Source organism: Photorhabdus kayaii (genome assembly GCF_025384895.1).
Classification (GTDB): Bacteria; Pseudomonadota; Gammaproteobacteria; order Enterobacterales; family Enterobacteriaceae; genus Photorhabdus; species Photorhabdus kayaii.
Genome location: NZ_JAJAFZ010000081.1, coordinates 1 through 16,112, shown reverse-complemented (window position 1 = coordinate 16,112; position 16,112 = coordinate 1). Strand labels below are relative to the sequence as shown.

Here is a 16,112-nt window from a genome sequence, read left to right as displayed (position 1 = left end):
AGATAACTTTTTAGACTTTTTGGCAATTTTCATACTAGTTAACCCGAATTCTGTTTAAACCGTCACTGAAAAATCGTCTTCTGAGTAGAAAACTTTCAGTGATGGTTTCTTCCATTTAAGGCAGTAAGCAATCAAACCGCCTAAAACGGGCAACATAAATCCTTTTATACCTCGGTGGCGCGAATACTCTATTACACGATCCGCAACAGTGGGAATACCCAGCAGACGTTCACCACCTGATTTCTTGGGAATAGTGACACCTTTCACCGGGGGCGGATAATAGCTGCCCGATGATAAGCGGTTCCACAGTTTATATAGATTCCCTTTTAGGTTTGATTTAAAATCCGCAATGGTTCGACCATCCACTCCCGTCATACCCTGATTGGCTTTGACCAATAACCCGGCACGGTGCACATCCCTTTTATCAATGACAAACGGTTTTGCCTTAACCTCAGCATCTCCTCCTGTCTGACAGTTGGATACTGGGCAAGGCCGCTTGACGTGACCCCTTCGTTCCACATTCATTACAAATATTTCCTCACTATTACGAGTCACTCCGCCCCCGTATCACTCATCGGTACTTTCATACTTGTCAATTTAGTGACTTGCATTTCTCCCTTGACATCGTGATGACGGGTTCCCGCCGTTCCCAGAAAGAGTCCGATACAAAGTCACGCCCACTCTACGCCGGACATCACCTGCGCAGCATTCGGAATTCACTCACAGATTTATCCCGGAAGATAGAAACGCCTAGTTTTGATTTCAAATCTCTTCTTTACGACGCGTCCACATGGGTTCGGTTTTACTCGTCTCTTTGTATCCTACTTGCTGAACTATTGTTCGCACTTTGACCTCAACGCTCACGACTACCGCTCTTTACGGCAGCCGCTTGAGGGGGTTTGAAGCCCGCTTCCGACAGCAGACTTCGGTGGGCCTGCCACTCTCTCTATCCTGAATTTATCCCACTCAGCTTGCATACACTCTTTCATGTTTCGGCGCTTTTTCGTGATGAAAGTGACACTGGTTTTGGCTAAATCGTCAGCGAGCTCCTGACTGAGATACTCCTTGTCGGCGTAAAGATGACGGGGAATACGGATGTTATGACAAACCCGCAAACTGGTGGAATCAATCGAAGCAAAATTCCTATGGGTTTGCCTTTTAATTGAGTCAGATAACTGCATAGTGGCACCAAAACTTTGCTCCTGGAACAGGTTTCTCGTCAATTTCTTATCCAGAATTTGGGTTAGTTAAAGTCCTTCTGAACTAAGTGTCTAGAGGATATATACGAATAGATCTTAGCTAATATTTTGATTGTGAAAATTTTCTTCTTAAGAAAAGTTCGGTTTGAAGGAGAGGATACCTAAAACGATAAGGTGGGAACACTACGTCTGATTCAGGTTATACTATACGTAAGGATTACTTAGTAAATAGGAGCTATATGTGGGAAGATAGCAAAAGTAATCCCACCCTTATGCTCGATCTGAAATTTCTTTCTCCTTTACTATTTTCATTCCTGTTTTCGTATAGTATTGCTATCCATAAATTTTGCAGAACATATATTTGCTAATTAAATGATTTACATGGATGCTTCTTAACCTCTTGTAGGAGTATGTATGATAGGTATTTTTAATAACTGTTGAATGAATGCTTGCTGATCATTCTTTTGTAGCCATATGGCATATAATGGGCGTTCAATTAGTTCAGTATTTGGATAGGAGACCAGCTCTGGATATTCATTTTGCCAGTGTATTGGTAAGAAGGCGGCTCCTCTTACGCTATTGAGTAGTTGGCGGGCTATATGTGCTGAAGTGGTTGTGATGGTGGGTAACTGCTCACTTTTTAAAATCCGTTGTTCCTGATGATGGAAATCAGCTCCCCATTCTAGCTTGATGTAATTTTTAATTTGGTATTTCAGATTTTCTTCTGTTGTTAATAACTTCAAGCAAATATTTCCTAATAATAGGCTTTGGAACTCATCCATTTTGGGTGGTTCGGTAGTGATCAATAGATCTAACTCACGTGAATGAAGCTGTTTAACAAGGGATTGCCGTGTAGAAACCCGGGATTCCAATCTTAAGTCCTGATGTTTTTTATAGAAGCCTTGTAACCAGGAAGTTAAATATGCTTCCCATAGTGATGCAGTGGCACCAATTGTTAATTCAATATGTTGAGAAGCATGCATTATCTCTTTTTTAGCCAATTGCCAGGTGCTCATCAGTGATTCTGCATAGGGAATAAGGCGCTCTCCTGCTGCTGTAAGACGGATGTTATTGCGGTGGCGAGTGAAAAGATGAGTACCTAATTGATTTTCTAGTTGGCGTATGCGAAAGCTAACTGCTGATTGTGTCAGGTACAGTGATTCGGCTGCCCTCCCAAAGTGACGAGTTTTACTGACTTCCAAGAAGGTTTTCAGTAATTCAGTGTCCACATATATCTCCAATAATATTTATCGTTAAGATTTAAATTTTTTGTTTTACAGAACGCTAGGCCTATCTAATACTCCGCGCCATAATTGGCATGATAGTAACAATACTAGAATTAGGAGTGTGTCAGATGGCCGAAAGCTTCATCACGACTAATCGTTTTTTTGATAACAAAAATTATCCTCGCGGGTTCTCCCGCCATGGCGATTTCACCATTAAAGAGGCGCAATTGCTAGAGCGCCATGGTTATGCGTTCAATGAGTTAGATCTTGGTAAACGCGAGCCTCAAACAGAAGTAGAAGAGCTGTTTGTTGCTGTTTGCCGGGGTGAACGGCAGCCTGTGACAATAGAAGAAAAAGTATGGACCAAATATCTTGCAAAGATTAGTCGTCCAAAGCGTTTTCATACTCTTTCAGGCGGTAAGCCCCAGATCGATGCTTCTGATGACTATACCGACACCGATGATTAATATTATCACAAGTTATGAATATTAGGGGCTTTGCCCCTTTTTCATTGCTAACCTGATTGTTTTTGTAATTGTATTAATAATCTGTCCATACTGCGATAGCTTAAGGCTTCCATGATATGTGGTTTTTCTATCTCTTTTTTTTCTTCTAAGTCGGCAAGTGTCCGGGATGTTTTCAGAATTCGGTGCCATGCTCGGATTGAAAGCCCTAGTTTTATTAGAGTTTGTTCTAGAAATACAGCATCGTCAGGTTTGAGCTTACAAAATGTCTCTGTCTCTTTACTATTCAGATGAGCATTAATTTTTCCACACCGTTTTAGTTGTATTTCTCGTGCTGCTAGTACTCTTAATCTTACATCTTTGCTGCTTTCGCTTGGTCTAACAGGGCTACTCAATGTTCCAATGGGTAACAGGGGAACTTCAATTGAGAGATCAAAACGATCCAAGAAAGGACCAGAAAGTTTCGCTAGGTATCGAAGTATTTGCTGAGGACTACTTCGATTTTTAATGCCCTGATGATAGCCTGTAGGGCTAGGATTCATTGCTGCTATCAATTGAACTTGGGCAGGAAAACAAACTTTTGCTCTGGCTCGGGAGATAATTATTTCCCCTGATTCCAGCGGTTCTCTGAGAGCATCAAGGACTCTGCGTTCAAATTCAGGTAGTTCATCTAGAAATAGCACGCCGTTGTGAGCAAGTGAAATTTCACCAGGTTTTGGAAGTCCACCGCCGCCGACTAGAGCTGCCATTGAAGAACTGTGATGAGGCGCTCTAAATGGGCGTGTATGCCATTGTTCAGGTGGAAGGTAGGTATCCACCAAGCTATTGATAGCGGCAATCTCAAGGGCCTCTTTGTTTGTTAATGGTGGTAATAGACTACATAGCCGGCTTGCCAACATTGTTTTTCCTGTCCCTGGAGGGCCAAGTAGCAAAAGATTATGTCCGCCAGCGGCTGTGATTTCTAGGGCGCGTTTTGCTTGTTCCTGGCCAATAATATCCTGTAGATCCGGTTGTGATGGTTCTGTTAAGGATTCATGTTGGATTGGTGCTGTCAGCAGTTGTTGTTCTCCCTGAAGAAAGTGGCAGATATGCAAGAGATGTTCTGTCATTAACGTTTCATTCTGAGATAAAATTGCCAGCTCTATTGCGTTTTCTGTTGGTAGAATAAGTTGTCTTCCTGCTTCTCCTGCGCTGAGTGCGGCTGGAATTGCGCCGTTAACTTTCCGTAAACCCCCGGATAGAGCGAGTTCACCAAGAAATTCGTAATGACTTAGTTTATCGGTAGGTATTTGTTCTGAAGCGGCTAAAATAGCGATAGCGATTGGCAAATCATAACGGCCACCTTCTTTGGGAAGATCTGCGGGTGCAAGATTGACGGTGATTCTTTTAGGCGGATAGGTAAACCCGCTGTTGATCAACGCGCTTCTGACACGATCTCTTGCTTCTTTTACGGCTGTTTCAGGCAAACCAACTAGGGTTAATCCAGGTAAACCATTACTAATATGCGCTTCAACGGTAACAATAGGGGCGTGAATACCTATAGTCGCTCGGGTATAAATAACAGCGAGGGCCATCCTATTCTCCTTAGTAAGAAAGCGTATATGATGGACTGAAATTAGATAATAAATAGTTTTCTATTATTTTTTTGCGAAGCGGCTCTAATAAATATTTTTCGAAGCAACTATAAAAATTTTATTTTGGAATTTAAATCAAATAATTTTTATTTTATTGATTTAAATGGTTTAATTTTTATTATTTTAATGTTTAACTCATTGTATCTATTATCTTTATATTCTTGTTTTGAGGTTTTTTTATTATTTTGGTTATGTTTTTAGATTGATTTTTTATTGGTTGAATTTAATTTAAATTCAAACTTATATATATTTTTACAGTGGATGAATTTAGTATGTTATATCATCATGCTTTATTTTTAATGAGAAGCTTTTGTTACTCAAGTGATTAATAACAAGCTCTTTATTTTTGATTATAGTCGGATGATTTGTTTTTTATGTTATCTATTAATGTGTTGTTTTGTTTATATCTAATCAGTTAGTTTTTATCACTTAAATCGGTTTATTTACTGGATAAATAATCCATATAACAAGTATTTAATTGAAAATAAATAGTATTTTTTTATATCGAGTAATAAAACAAAATAAATGTTGTCAAGCTATGAAGAACGTGATAACTCTTAAATATAGATTAAACAAACCAGTTAAACGACCAAGATTATGAGCACATTTGTCCTAGTGATTAGCCTAATTATTGTCAGCGTGGTGGTGATTATTATCCCACCGTGCGGGGCTGCACTTGGACGAAGAACGGCTTAGAATAACAGCCAGATCTCTCGAAGACCCCCGCACCGAAAGGCGCGGGGGTTTTTTTTCGGCAAGCAAAATCCGGTAGAGACGGAAACATACAACAGAACAAAATTTTGTCTCACAGGGTAAACACAGGGGATATGAAAAATGAACGGGGCGCAGTGGGTTGTAAAGGTATTACGAACGCAAGGGGTTGATAAGGTTTTTGGCTACCCTGGTGGTACGATCATGCCGGTTTATGATGCCTTGTACGATGGTGGGGTGGAGCATTTGCTTTGTCGGCATGAACAGGGGGCAGCTATGGCTGCAATCGGTTATGCGAGAGCCAGTGGTAAGCCGGGAGTTTGTATCGCTACATCGGGACCGGGAGCAACAAACTTAATCACTGGATTAGCCGATGCATTGTTAGATTCTGTTCCTATTGTTGCTATCACTGGTCAAGTTGGTTCTGAATTGATTGGAACTGATGCCTTCCAAGAAGTCGATATTTTAGGCCTCTCCCTTGCTTGTACTAAACACAGTTTCTTAGTGGACTCACTGGAAGATTTACCTCAAATTATGGCGGAAGCCTTTTCTATTGCCACTAGTGGTCGACCTGGCCCAGTTTTGATTGATATTCCTAAAGATATTCAGTTGAAAGAGGGGAATTTGGTACCACATTTGGTACCCGTTGAGCAAAAGGAGCCCTGCTCGGAAAGTGAATTAGAACAAGCTCGGAAAATGATTGCGACTGCGGCAAAGCCAGTGTTGTATGTCGGTGGTGGAGTAGGGATGTCTCAAGCAGTTTCTATTCTGCGAGATTTTGTTGTGGAAACAGGTATGCCGGTTGCTTCTACGTTGAAAGGCTTGGGGGCTGCCGATTCAGAACATCCATGTTATCTGGGAATGCTTGGGATGCATGGTTCGAAAGCGGCCAATCTTGCCGTTCAGTCATGTGATTTGTTGATTGCTGTAGGTGCTCGTTTTGATGATCGTGTGACTGGCAAACTTAATACTTTTGCTCCGTGTGCAAAAATCATTCATCTGGATATCGATCCGGCAGAGTTGGGTAAATTACGTCAGGCTCATGTGTCGTTACTGGGGGATGTAAAGGTATTATTGCCCCGTTTGCAACAGCCATTGTCAATTATGCCCTGGCAACAGGAAGTTAAGTATCTGAAAGCTGAATATCCTTGGTGTTATGACCATCAAGGGGAGAGTATCTATGCGCCTTGGTTATTGAAGCAGGTTTCAGATCGTAAAACATTTAATACGGTTATTACTACCGATGTTGGACAGCATCAAATGTGGACTGCTCAGCATATGACTTTTGATGGGCCTGAAAATTTCATTACGTCTAGTGGATTGGGCTCAATGGGATTTGGTATCCCTGCTGCAATTGGCGCTCAGATTGCTCGACCGGAAGATATGGTGATTTGTGTATCTGGAGATGGCTCTTTCATGATGAATGTTCAAGAATTGGGGACAATTAAACGCAAGCAATTACCAGTAAAAATTTTATTGTTGGATAACCAGCGATTGGGAATGGTGCGGCAATGGCAGGAGCTGTTTTTTGATAAGCGATATAGTGAAACGACATTAACAGATAACCCCGATTTTGTCACATTAGCGAAAGCTTTTGGTATTCCTGGGCAACATATCACAGATAAATCACAGATTGATGAAGCGCTGAATGCATTATTCAGCAGTAAGGGCCCCTATTTATTACAGGTATCTATTGAGGAATTAGAGAACGTTTGGCCGTTAGTTCCTCCCGGTGCAAGCAATGAAACTATGTTGGAGAAATCATTATGATGCAGCATCAACTTGCAATCCATGCTCGTTTCCGTCCTGAAATATTAGAGCGTATCTTACGGGTAACGCGTCATCGTGGATTTCAGATATGTTCAATGAATATGGATCAAACAATGGATGGCGATAATGTTAATATCGAATTAATTGTTGCCAGCCAAAAACCGGTTAATTTGTTGTCTTCACAACTGACTAAATTAGTGGATGTCGCTGGTGTCAAGATCCTGCAACAAAAATCACAACTCATACGTGCATAACGTAGAAATAAAGGAATAAGAGAATGACGAAGCAATCCGATTACATTTGGTTCAATGGTGAGATGGTTCCTTGGGCAGATGCTAAAGTTCACGTGATGTCCCATGCTTTACATTACGGTACATCTGTTTTTGAGGGAATTCGCTGTTATGACTCTCATAAAGGGCCAGTGGTTTTCCGCCATCGTGAGCATATGCAGCGTTTACATGATTCTGCAAAGATTTATCGTATGCCGTTGAACCAGAGTGTCGATGAATTAATGGAGGCGTGTCGGGCAACTCTTCGTAAAAATAATTTAGTCAGTGCTTATATACGTCCATTGGTCTTTATCGGTGATGTTGGTATGGGGGTTAATCCACCTGCCGGCTATAAAACTGATGTCATTATTGCCGCCTTTCCGTGGGGAGCTTATTTGGGAGAAGGCGCATTAGATCAAGGAATTGATGCGATGGTTTCTTCATGGAATCGTGCGGCACCAAACACAATGCCAACTGCGGCTAAAGCCGGTGGTAACTACCTGTCTTCGCTTTTAGTGGGTAGTGAAGCTCGTCGTCGTGGGTATCAGGAAGGTATTGCACTGGATGTTTCTGGTTATATTTCTGAGGGAGCGGGTGAAAATCTATTTGAAGTAAAAGATGGCATATTATTTACCCCACCATTTACCTCCGCTGCATTACCAGGAATTACTCGTGATGCCATTATCAAACTGGCGAAAGATTTAGGGCTGGAAGTGCGTGAGCAGGTATTGTCTCGCGAATCACTGTACCTGGCTGATGAAGTTTTTATGTCTGGCACAGCGGCTGAAATCACACCCGTTCGCAGTGTTGATGATATTCAGGTTGGTATCGGTAGATGTGGACCTATTACCAAAAAAATTCAACAAGCTTTCTTTGGCTTGTTTGATGGCACAACAGATGATAAATGGGGCTGGCTAGATCCAGTCAATCCTTAATAGAACTATAAATAATTTAACGGGCGGTTCGTTCCCCGCCTGTTTTGATAACACGGGAGTGAAGATAATGCCTAAGTACCGTTCTGCCACTACGACTCATGGCCGCAATATGGCAGGAGCTCGCGCTTTATGGCGCGCGACAGGGATGACCGATGCAGATTTCGGTAAACCGATTATTGCAGTAGTTAACTCATTTACTCAGTTTGTTCCAGGGCATGTTCATTTGCGGGACTTAGGTAAACTGGTTGCGGAACAGATTGAAGCATCAGGCGGTGTTGCAAAAGAGTTCAATACTATAGCGGTGGATGACGGTATCGCAATGGGGCATGGTGGTATGCTCTATTCTCTGCCGTCACGTGAATTGATCGCTGATTCTGTTGAATATATGGTGAATGCACATTGTGCGGACGCTATGGTGTGTATTTCCAATTGTGACAAAATTACACCAGGAATGCTGATGGCAGCACTACGTCTGAACATTCCGGTGATTTTTGTTTCCGGTGGTCCTATGGAGGCAGGTAAAACTAAATTGTCAGATCAGATTATTAAATTGGATCTGATCGATGCAATGATCCAAGGCGCGAACCCGAAAGTCAGTGATGAGGATAGCAATCAGATTGAGCGCTCAGCTTGCCCAACCTGCGGTTCATGCTCAGGCATGTTTACTGCTAACTCTATGAATTGTCTGACAGAAGCACTGGGTTTGTCTCAACCGGGGAATGGCTCATTGCTGGCTACTCATGCAGATCGTAAAGTGCTGTTTCTGAATGCAGGCAAGCGCATTGTTGAATTGACTAAGCGTTATTATGAACAAAATGATGACAGTGCTCTGCCGCGTAGTATTGCAACGAAAGCCGCATTTGAAAATGCGATGATGTTGGATATTGCAATGGGTGGTTCAACAAATACTGTGCTTCACTTACTGGCTGCGGCGCAGGAAGGGGAGGTTGATTTCACTATGGCGGATATTGATCGTTTGTCTCGTCAGATCCCTCATCTATGTAAAGTTGCACCAAGTACACAAAAATACCATATGGAAGATGTTCATCGTGCTGGTGGTGTGATCGGTATTTTAGGTGAGCTGGATAGAGCGGGTTTGCTGAATCGTCAGGTTAAAAATGTTTTAGGTCTGGATTTGTTACAAACGCTTAATCAGTACGATGTGATGCAGATGGTAGATGAGTCAGTGAAGGAGATGTATTCGGCAGGTCCTGCGGGTATCCGTACTACTCAGGCATTTTCACAAGATTGTCGCTGGCCTTCGTTGGATACTGACCGTGTAGAAGGGTGTATTCGCGACATTGAACATGCCTATAGTCGGGATGGTGGTCTTGCTGTTCTATTTGGTAATTTGGCTATAGATGGTTGTATTGTAAAAACTGCCGGGGTTGATGAGGGCAGTTTGACGTTCCGTGGGCCAGCCAAAGTTTACGAAAGTCAGGAAGATGCGGTTGATGCGATCTTGGGTGGAAAAGTCGTTGCTGGTGATGTAGTGGTCATTCGTTATGAAGGGCCAAAAGGTGGGCCTGGCATGCAGGAAATGTTGTATCCGACGACTTATCTAAAATCTATGGGGTTAGGTAAAAGTTGTGCATTGATTACCGATGGGCGTTTTTCTGGTGGTACCTCGGGTTTGTCGATCGGTCATGTTTCTCCGGAAGCGGCTAATGGGGGGCTAATCGGTTTGGTTCAAGATGGCGATATCATTGATATTGATATTCCACGGCGGAAAATTCGACTTGATATAGATGAAAGGGTACTTGCTACCCGTAAAGAAGTGGAATTTGCCCGCGGAGACAAAGCGTGGACACCGAAAGCTCGTGAACGTCAGGTATCGTTTGCCCTGAGAGCTTATGCTTCATTGGCGACCAGTGCGGATAAAGGGGCTGTCCGTGATAAATCTAAGTTAGGGGGATAATCGCATGGCTGCATTTCTTCCCTTAACTTCCGCACCAAATGGTGCAGAGTATTTGAAAGCGGCATTAAGTACGCCGGTTTATGAAGTTGCTCAGGTGACGCCCTTGCAGGAAATGGAGAAAATTTCTGCCCGCTTAGGAAATACTATTTTGGTAAAGCGGGAAGATCGGCAACCTGTTCACAGTTTCAAGCTCCGTGGTGCGTATGCCATGATTGCAGGTTTGACTGAGGAACAAAAAAACCGGGGAGTGATTACTGCGTCAGCCGGTAACCATGCTCAGGGGGTTGCACTTTCTGCCAATCGTTTGGGAATAAAATCTCTGATTGTTATGCCGGTTACTACCGCGGATATTAAAGTCGATGCAGTCCGTAGTTTCGGTGGCAAGGCTCTGTTGTATGGTGCTAATTTTGATGAGGCTAAAGCTAAAGCAATAGAAATGGCACAACAGGAGGGCTATACCTTTATTCCTCCGTTTGATCATCCCGCTGTAATCGCAGGTCAGGCAACACTGGCGATGGAACTTTTGCAACAGGATGTGCGCTTGGATCGCATCTTTGTACCTGTTGGTGGTGGTGGCTTGATTGCTGGAGTGGCAGTGTTGATTAAGCAACTGATGCCAGAAATTAAAATCATTGGGGTGGAAGCGGAAGATTCAGCTTGCCTGAAAGCGGCAATGGAAGCTGGACATCCGGTAGATTTACCACGAGTTGGCTTATTTGCTGAGGGTGTTGCTGTTAAGCGTATCGGTGATGAAACATTTCGTTTGTGTCAGCAATATGTGGATGATGTTATCACGGTAGACAGTGATGCTATTTGTGCGGCGGTAAAAGATCTGTTTGAAGATGTACGTGCGATTGCTGAGCCATCCGGTGCATTGGCGCTAGCTGGATTGAAAAAGTATGTTCAGCAGCATCAGCTTAAAGGTGAACGACTGGCACATATTCTTTCTGGCGCTAACGTAAGCTTCCACGGGTTACGCTATGTCTCTGAGCGTTGTGAATTGGGCGAGCAGCGGGAAGCATTGCTGGCAGTGACTATTCCTGAACAGAAAGGGGGTTTCCTGAGTTTTTGCCAGAAATTGGGCGATCGGGTGGTAACAGAGTTTAATTATCGTTATACGGATGCAGATCCTGATCAGGCTTGTCTTTTCGTTGGTGTTCGCCTGAGTCGTGGTGAGGTGGAACGGCGGGAAATTATCGAGGAATTACGTACCGCAGGATATCAGGTTGCTGATCTTTCAGATGATGAAATGGCGAAATTACATGTTCGTTATATGATCGGCGGTCGTCCATCTAAGCCATTGAAAGAGCGCTTGTTTAGTTTTGAATTTCCTGAATCGCCAGGGGCTTTGCTCAAGTTCTTACAAACTTTGGGAACTCACTGGAATATTACGTTATTCCATTATCGCAATTATGGTACAGATTATGGCCGGGTATTAGCTGCATTTGAATTGTCAGGAGCGGAAGTGCGTTTTGAGCGTCATCTTGATGCATTAGGCTATGCGTATCACGATGAGACGGATACCCCCGCGTTTAAATTCTTTTTAATGTGCCAGGCGTCTGAAGCAGCCGGAGGTTGATCGGTGTCTTGGTAATGAAAAAACATGTTCTATAAAACGACAAAATAGCGCCTGGATAAGGTGCTATTTTGACAAGATTTAATATTCGCCTAGGTTCCATTGGAAAGAGCTCTATAATAAATTCTTTGATTATTGTGCTATTTCTTTTCTCCAACAGTGGGTTTTGCCAACCAGATAAAGATCAGCAAGATCAGAAAAATAAAGCCAAATAGCCAATAAATCTCGTTAGCAGCAATAATCAATCCCTGATTAGTGATTTCACGTGCCAGAGAGTGACTGACTTGGGCGTGTGACATCCCTAGTTGTTCCATTTTTTCATAGGCTTGTTGAGCAATAGGATTATGGGGAGTTATCGATTCAGTTAACTGAACGTGGTGGACAGCTTCGCGACGGGACCACATCGTGGTGGTAATTGAAGTACCCACGGATGTTGCCAGCGTGCGTAAAAAGTTAAATAAACTGCCCGCAGAGGCGATTTTAGCGGGTTCAACATCAGATAATATAATGGCTGTTAGTGGCATAATTAAACAGGCGATAGCAAAGCCCTGAATAAATTGTGGCCAGGCAGCAGTGGAAAAATCCATTGATAGCTCAAAGGTATTGGTTCTCCAAAAGAAACAGAGTGCAAAAATGATAAAGCTAAACATAACTAAATAACGCATATCAATTTTTGAACTAAAACGACCAATGAGTGGAACGAGCATTATCGGCACTATTCCTAATGGAGCCATGACCAATCCTGCCCAAGTGGCTGTATAACCAAATACCATTTGCAATAGTTGAGGCTGCAAAACCAGAGTGCCTATATGGAGTAGGAAAGCCAAACTGATACATAAAGTACCGATAGTAAAATTACGTGATTTAAATAGTGATAAATCAATGATCGGATCATCATCGGTGAATTCCCAGATGATCAGGAAAGTTATGGCAATAACTGCGATAATGGCTAATGCAATAATTTCTGTTGAGTTGAACCAGTCAAGCTCTTTTCCTCTATCAAGCAATAGCTGAAAACAACCAACACCGATGACCAATAAAATTAGTCCTACGATATCAATTGACCTAGCCGTTGTTTCAGTTTCCCGGTCTTTTAACAGCATCCAGGTGATAGCAATGGCAGCAAAGCCAACTGGAACATTGATGAGAAAGATCCATCCCCAATGGTAATTGTCGCTGATCCAACCGCCGAGTATCGGACCACAAACCGGAGCGATAACGATAGTCATTGACCACAGTGCCAATGCCATATTGCGTTTTAGCGGAGGATAGTTGTTGAGTAGCAAACTTTGCGAAAGGGGCATAATTGGCCCGGCTGAGATACCTTGTAGAACGCGGGAAATGATCAACATTTCCAAGCTATTAGCAATACCACATAACCAGGAAGTGATCACAAACAAGATCATTGAAATTAAGAAAACCCGGACTTCCCCGAACCGTTTTGCTAACCAGCCAGTTAATGGAATAGAGATCGCGTTAGCAACAGCAAATGAAGTAATTACCCAAGTACCTTGTGATACTGATGAACCCAGATCTCCAGCAATTGTTGATATTGCAACGTTAGCAATAGTCAGATCCAATATTTGTAAAAAAGCGGCTAATGCTAAAGCCAGGGTTAGCCAGCCAAGTTTGGCTCCTGATAATGGCTCTTTGAGCATGTTAACCTCACTTATTTTGACTGGTATTAACTTGAATGATTTCGTTAATTAGCTGATCAATTTCTCCGGTGTTGTAAGTTAAGATGTTGGTTTCATAAACAATGCGATTACGAGGCGTGTCGGCAAGCACCAGACCATCCCGATTTCGGGTATCAACCGTGGCGTGCATGGATAAACCGATGCGTAAAGGATGATCGATAAGTTGTTGTGCTTCTAGTTCAACACGGACAGGTAAACGTTGAACCACTTTGATCCAGTTACCGGTGGCATTTTGTGCTGGTAATAAAGAAAATGCACTGCCAGTTCCCATATCAAGACCAACGATCTGACCTCTATAAATGACATCATTGCCATAGAAATCGCTAATCAGTGTTACGGATTGACCAATACGGACATTGGCGAGTTGAACTTCTTTAAAGTTAGCTTCGACCCAAAGTTGGTCAGCGGGTACGATAACCATCAATGGAGCGCCACTTTTTATTTGTGAGCCTACTTGAACACTGCGGCGTGAAACGTATCCTGTTACCGGCGCTACAATCTGGGTGCGCTGTAAGGTTAACCATGCATCGCAGAGTTGAGAAGCGGCCAGTTTAATGGCAGGTTGTTGATTTAATGGGGTGTCTATAACTAGTGCTTTGTTAGCATAATATTGTTGTCGGGCAATATTTAGCTCAGATTTTGCCACTTGCACGCTATTGCGGGAATGAATCAGATTTTCTTTGGCGATAGCACCTGTGAGTCCCAGATGTTCACGTCGTTTTAAATCATCCTGAGCCTGTTGTAATGCCGTTTGTTTGAGCGCAATATTAGCCAATAGTTTTTCATTATCAATAATGGTTTGGTGAGTTTGTCTGACATTATTAGCCAATATATTTTTCGCTCGCTCAAAAGCATGTTCCGCATCAATAGAGTCTAAACGTAGCAAAATATCGCCTTGCTGAACGAAGTCGGTATTATCAGCATAAATAGCGGTTACGCTGCCGGTGATCTGGGCCATTACTTGTACCTGATTACCAACAACATAAGCATCATCAGTTGCTTGATAATGACGTAATGAAATAAGCCAATAGGTGAAGTAACCTAACCCGGCAAAAACAAATAAGAGAGTTGCGAGGATCAGTGCTAACTTACGTTTTGACTTTTTCTCATTAAGCGGAGGGGGTTGTATTTCTCCGGTCATGTGTTCTCTCCCATCACAGTGATTAAAAATAAATTTGTCTTAATTAATGTGCTTATATTTGATTAAACACCTTGGAGTCGACTACAAGGTCAAGCCCTTCTCATCTGATAAAATGAAAATTGCTAATATTTAGCACTTAACGCCAAGAGCATGATTTAATATTAAAATTGTTTATTATCGTTATTAACATTTATCAGAGAGGCTGGATTGTCTATCTGGCAATGATTAACAGTATTTTGTGTCAGTACCCAGAACATTTATCTGGGTACAAATAATCACAGAATAGGGATACGAAGCCATTGATGTTAATTATTTAACTGACTCAGGAAGTCATTCCTCCATCAATAACGAATGTTTGCCCGGTGATGTAGCGTCCTCCGGGGCTGAGCAGGAAATTGATTGCCAGAGCAATATCTTCCACTGAACCTAAACGGCCCAATGGAATGGTAGATAATAGTTTTTTCCTGTGTGATGCAGGGATATGATCCAACATTTCAGTATCAATCAAGCCTGGCGCAACGGTATTGACTCGAACATTAAATCGGCCAACTTCAACCGCTAACGAGCGGGTAATACCGATCATAGCGGCTTTGGTTGCAGCGTAGTTAACTTGCCCTGAGTTGGCTTTAAACGCAGTGACTGAGCTCATGTGGATAATGCAGCCTTCTCCCGCAGTAATCATTTCAGGGAGAAAAGCGTGATTGACTAAATAAACAGAAGAAAGATTGGTAGAAATTACATTGTGCCACTCTTCTTCTTTCATATTTATCAGTAATGCATCTTGTGTAATTCCGGCGTTATTGATGATGGCATAGGGAGAGCCATATCGTGAGACAAGCTCTGTTGACAATGTTTTGACTTCTTCGGCGTTTGAGACATCACATTGATAGCCCTCACAGCGATAACCTTGCTGTTCAATTTCCTGACATAATGTTTGAGCTTCATTTGTGCTTGATTTATAGGTAAAAACCACGTGATAGTTCTGAGCAGCCAGCATTTTTACTATGCCTTTGCCGATACCACGTGATCCTCCTGAAATAAAAACCCAAGGGGTGCTGATACTCATTAAGTTATTCCTCTAAATTTTTGCCATCCGTTTGCCAATACCGCATTCATCAAATCTTAGTTGGCAATCTGCTTTCTTTTTGTTGTTCCCATCAGACTCATCTCAACAACTAAAGAGATTTCGCCATTCAGCCAGATTGGGATTTCCAACGTACCGTATAACGAACCATCAACGTCGAATGTATCTTTTGGTAGGATCGTATATTCGATATTTGGCATTTCATCTGGGATTTGGCGATTAAGCAGCGCTGGAGAGAAACTCACAGTGTGCATAACATGCAAAACAATGAGATCTTTGAGGCATGTTTCATCATGTTCTTGTTTGCCAAAATAGGTTTTAAATTCTGTTGCTAGTGCAGTTTTGGCACTTTGCTGCATAAAAAGATAAAACATCAGAGCATCAAGAAAGATCCAGAATTCATTGATTTCCGGAAAGGTATGTTTAAATTCGATGGATTTTTTTATTGTCTCTTGTATGGGAACTTGGCAACGTGGTTTTTCGGGAAA

Annotated in this window: 12 protein-coding genes and 3 pseudogenes; 7 read left to right on the top strand and 8 right to left on the bottom strand. The window is 42.4% G+C overall.

Features of this window, described 5'->3' with window-relative positions; all coding sequences use genetic code 11:
* Positions 1-54: 54 nt before the first annotated feature.
* From LGZ98_RS24355 to hdfR, 3 genes and pseudogenes are all read right to left on the bottom strand, one after another.
* Positions 55-192, bottom strand: a pseudogene (locus LGZ98_RS24355) (IS982 family transposase); the annotation flags it as partial.
* 749 nt (positions 193-941) lie between these two features.
* A pseudogene (locus LGZ98_RS20750) lies at positions 942-1,195 on the bottom strand (transposase); the annotation flags it as partial.
* Between the two features lie 396 nt (positions 1,196-1,591).
* Positions 1,592-2,428 (bottom strand): HTH-type transcriptional regulator HdfR, encoded by an 837-nt coding sequence (hdfR, locus tag LGZ98_RS20745; protein WP_228902963.1) that lies wholly within the window; start codon positions 2,426-2,428, stop codon positions 1,592-1,594.
* A 125-nt stretch (positions 2,429-2,553) separates the two neighbouring features.
* Between hdfR and LGZ98_RS20740 the strand changes: the two genes are divergently transcribed.
* Positions 2,554-2,892, top strand: coding sequence for a MaoP family protein (locus LGZ98_RS20740; protein ID WP_112877337.1), 339 nt, complete (start codon positions 2,554-2,556; stop codon positions 2,890-2,892).
* Between the two features lie 47 nt (positions 2,893-2,939).
* Here the strand turns inward: LGZ98_RS20740 and LGZ98_RS20735 are convergent, their stop codons facing one another.
* A complete protein-coding gene (locus LGZ98_RS20735) occupies positions 2,940-4,463 on the bottom strand; it encodes a YifB family Mg chelatase-like AAA ATPase (protein ID WP_113042845.1) in 1,524 nt (507 codons plus the stop codon).
* A 657-nt stretch (positions 4,464-5,120) separates the two neighbouring features.
* Here LGZ98_RS20735 and ilvL point away from each other — a divergent pair.
* The 6 genes from ilvL (at position 5,121) to ilvA (ending at position 11,705) form a co-directional block, all read left to right on the top strand.
* Positions 5,121-5,219: an ilv operon leader peptide gene (ilvL, locus tag LGZ98_RS20730; RefSeq protein ID WP_113042847.1), complete on the top strand. Its 99-nt coding sequence runs from the start codon at positions 5,121-5,123 to the stop codon at positions 5,217-5,219.
* Between the two features lie 138 nt (positions 5,220-5,357).
* Complete coding sequence (gene ilvG / locus LGZ98_RS20725) at positions 5,358-7,004, top strand: acetolactate synthase 2 catalytic subunit (protein ID WP_113042848.1); 1,647 nt, start codon at positions 5,358-5,360, stop codon at positions 7,002-7,004.
* The gene (gene ilvM, locus LGZ98_RS20720) at positions 7,001-7,258 is read left to right on the top strand and encodes an acetolactate synthase 2 small subunit (protein WP_011148754.1); all 258 of its coding nucleotides are present in this window, start codon (positions 7,001-7,003) and stop codon (positions 7,256-7,258) included. The genes ilvG and ilvM overlap by 4 nt, the downstream gene beginning before the upstream one ends.
* A 23-nt stretch (positions 7,259-7,281) precedes the next feature.
* Complete coding sequence (locus LGZ98_RS20715; protein WP_011148753.1) at positions 7,282-8,208, top strand: branched-chain amino acid transaminase; 927 nt, start codon at positions 7,282-7,284, stop codon at positions 8,206-8,208.
* Between the two features lie 67 nt (positions 8,209-8,275).
* Positions 8,276-10,126 carry a dihydroxy-acid dehydratase gene (gene ilvD, locus LGZ98_RS20710; RefSeq protein ID WP_113042850.1) on the top strand — a complete coding sequence of 617 codons (1,851 nt, stop codon included), beginning with the start codon at positions 8,276-8,278 and terminating at the stop codon, positions 10,124-10,126.
* Between the two features lie 4 nt (positions 10,127-10,130).
* The gene (gene ilvA / locus LGZ98_RS20705) at positions 10,131-11,705 is read left to right on the top strand and encodes a threonine ammonia-lyase, biosynthetic (RefSeq protein ID WP_113042852.1); all 1,575 of its coding nucleotides are present in this window, start codon (positions 10,131-10,133) and stop codon (positions 11,703-11,705) included.
* A gap of 137 nt (positions 11,706-11,842) precedes the next feature.
* On the opposite strand, the gene LGZ98_RS20700 is transcribed toward ilvA, so the two are convergent.
* The 4 genes and pseudogenes from LGZ98_RS20700 to LGZ98_RS20685 all read right to left on the bottom strand — a co-directional run.
* Positions 11,843-13,360, bottom strand: a complete 1,518-nt coding sequence (locus LGZ98_RS20700) for a DHA2 family efflux MFS transporter permease subunit (RefSeq protein WP_262978514.1) — start codon at positions 13,358-13,360, stop codon at positions 11,843-11,845.
* Between the two features lie 7 nt (positions 13,361-13,367).
* Positions 13,368-14,540 carry a multidrug efflux MFS transporter periplasmic adaptor subunit EmrA gene (emrA, locus tag LGZ98_RS20695; RefSeq protein ID WP_113042856.1) on the bottom strand — a complete coding sequence of 391 codons (1,173 nt, stop codon included), beginning with the start codon at positions 14,538-14,540 and terminating at the stop codon, positions 13,368-13,370.
* A gap of 322 nt (positions 14,541-14,862) precedes the next feature.
* Positions 14,863-15,606, bottom strand: a complete 744-nt coding sequence (gene fabG / locus LGZ98_RS20690) for a 3-oxoacyl-ACP reductase FabG (RefSeq protein ID WP_262978513.1) — start codon at positions 15,604-15,606, stop codon at positions 14,863-14,865.
* Between the two features lie 56 nt (positions 15,607-15,662).
* A pseudogene (locus LGZ98_RS20685) lies at positions 15,663-16,112 on the bottom strand (MaoC/PaaZ C-terminal domain-containing protein); the annotation flags it as partial.

Excerpts from the sequence above, each read along its gene's own strand:
- LGZ98_RS20740 (WP_112877337.1), top strand. The coding sequence starts at position 2,554 with ATGGCCGAAAGCTTCATCACGACTAATCGTTTTTTTGATAACAAAAAT.
- LGZ98_RS20735 (WP_113042845.1), bottom strand. The coding sequence starts at position 4,463 with ATGGCCCTCGCTGTTATTTATACCCGAGCGACTATAGGTATTCACGCC.
- ilvL (WP_113042847.1), top strand. The coding sequence starts at position 5,121 with ATGAGCACATTTGTCCTAGTGATTAGCCTAATTATTGTCAGCGTGGTG.
- ilvG (WP_113042848.1), top strand. The coding sequence starts at position 5,358 with ATGAACGGGGCGCAGTGGGTTGTAAAGGTATTACGAACGCAAGGGGTT.
- ilvM (WP_011148754.1), top strand. The coding sequence starts at position 7,001 with ATGATGCAGCATCAACTTGCAATCCATGCTCGTTTCCGTCCTGAAATA.
- LGZ98_RS20715 (WP_011148753.1), top strand. The coding sequence starts at position 7,282 with ATGACGAAGCAATCCGATTACATTTGGTTCAATGGTGAGATGGTTCCT.
- ilvD (WP_113042850.1), top strand. The coding sequence starts at position 8,276 with ATGCCTAAGTACCGTTCTGCCACTACGACTCATGGCCGCAATATGGCA.
- ilvA (WP_113042852.1), top strand. The coding sequence starts at position 10,131 with ATGGCTGCATTTCTTCCCTTAACTTCCGCACCAAATGGTGCAGAGTAT.
- LGZ98_RS20700 (WP_262978514.1), bottom strand. The coding sequence starts at position 13,360 with ATGCTCAAAGAGCCATTATCAGGAGCCAAACTTGGCTGGCTAACCCTG.
- emrA (WP_113042856.1), bottom strand. The coding sequence starts at position 14,540 with ATGACCGGAGAAATACAACCCCCTCCGCTTAATGAGAAAAAGTCAAAA.
- fabG (WP_262978513.1), bottom strand. The coding sequence starts at position 15,606 with ATGAGTATCAGCACCCCTTGGGTTTTTATTTCAGGAGGATCACGTGGT.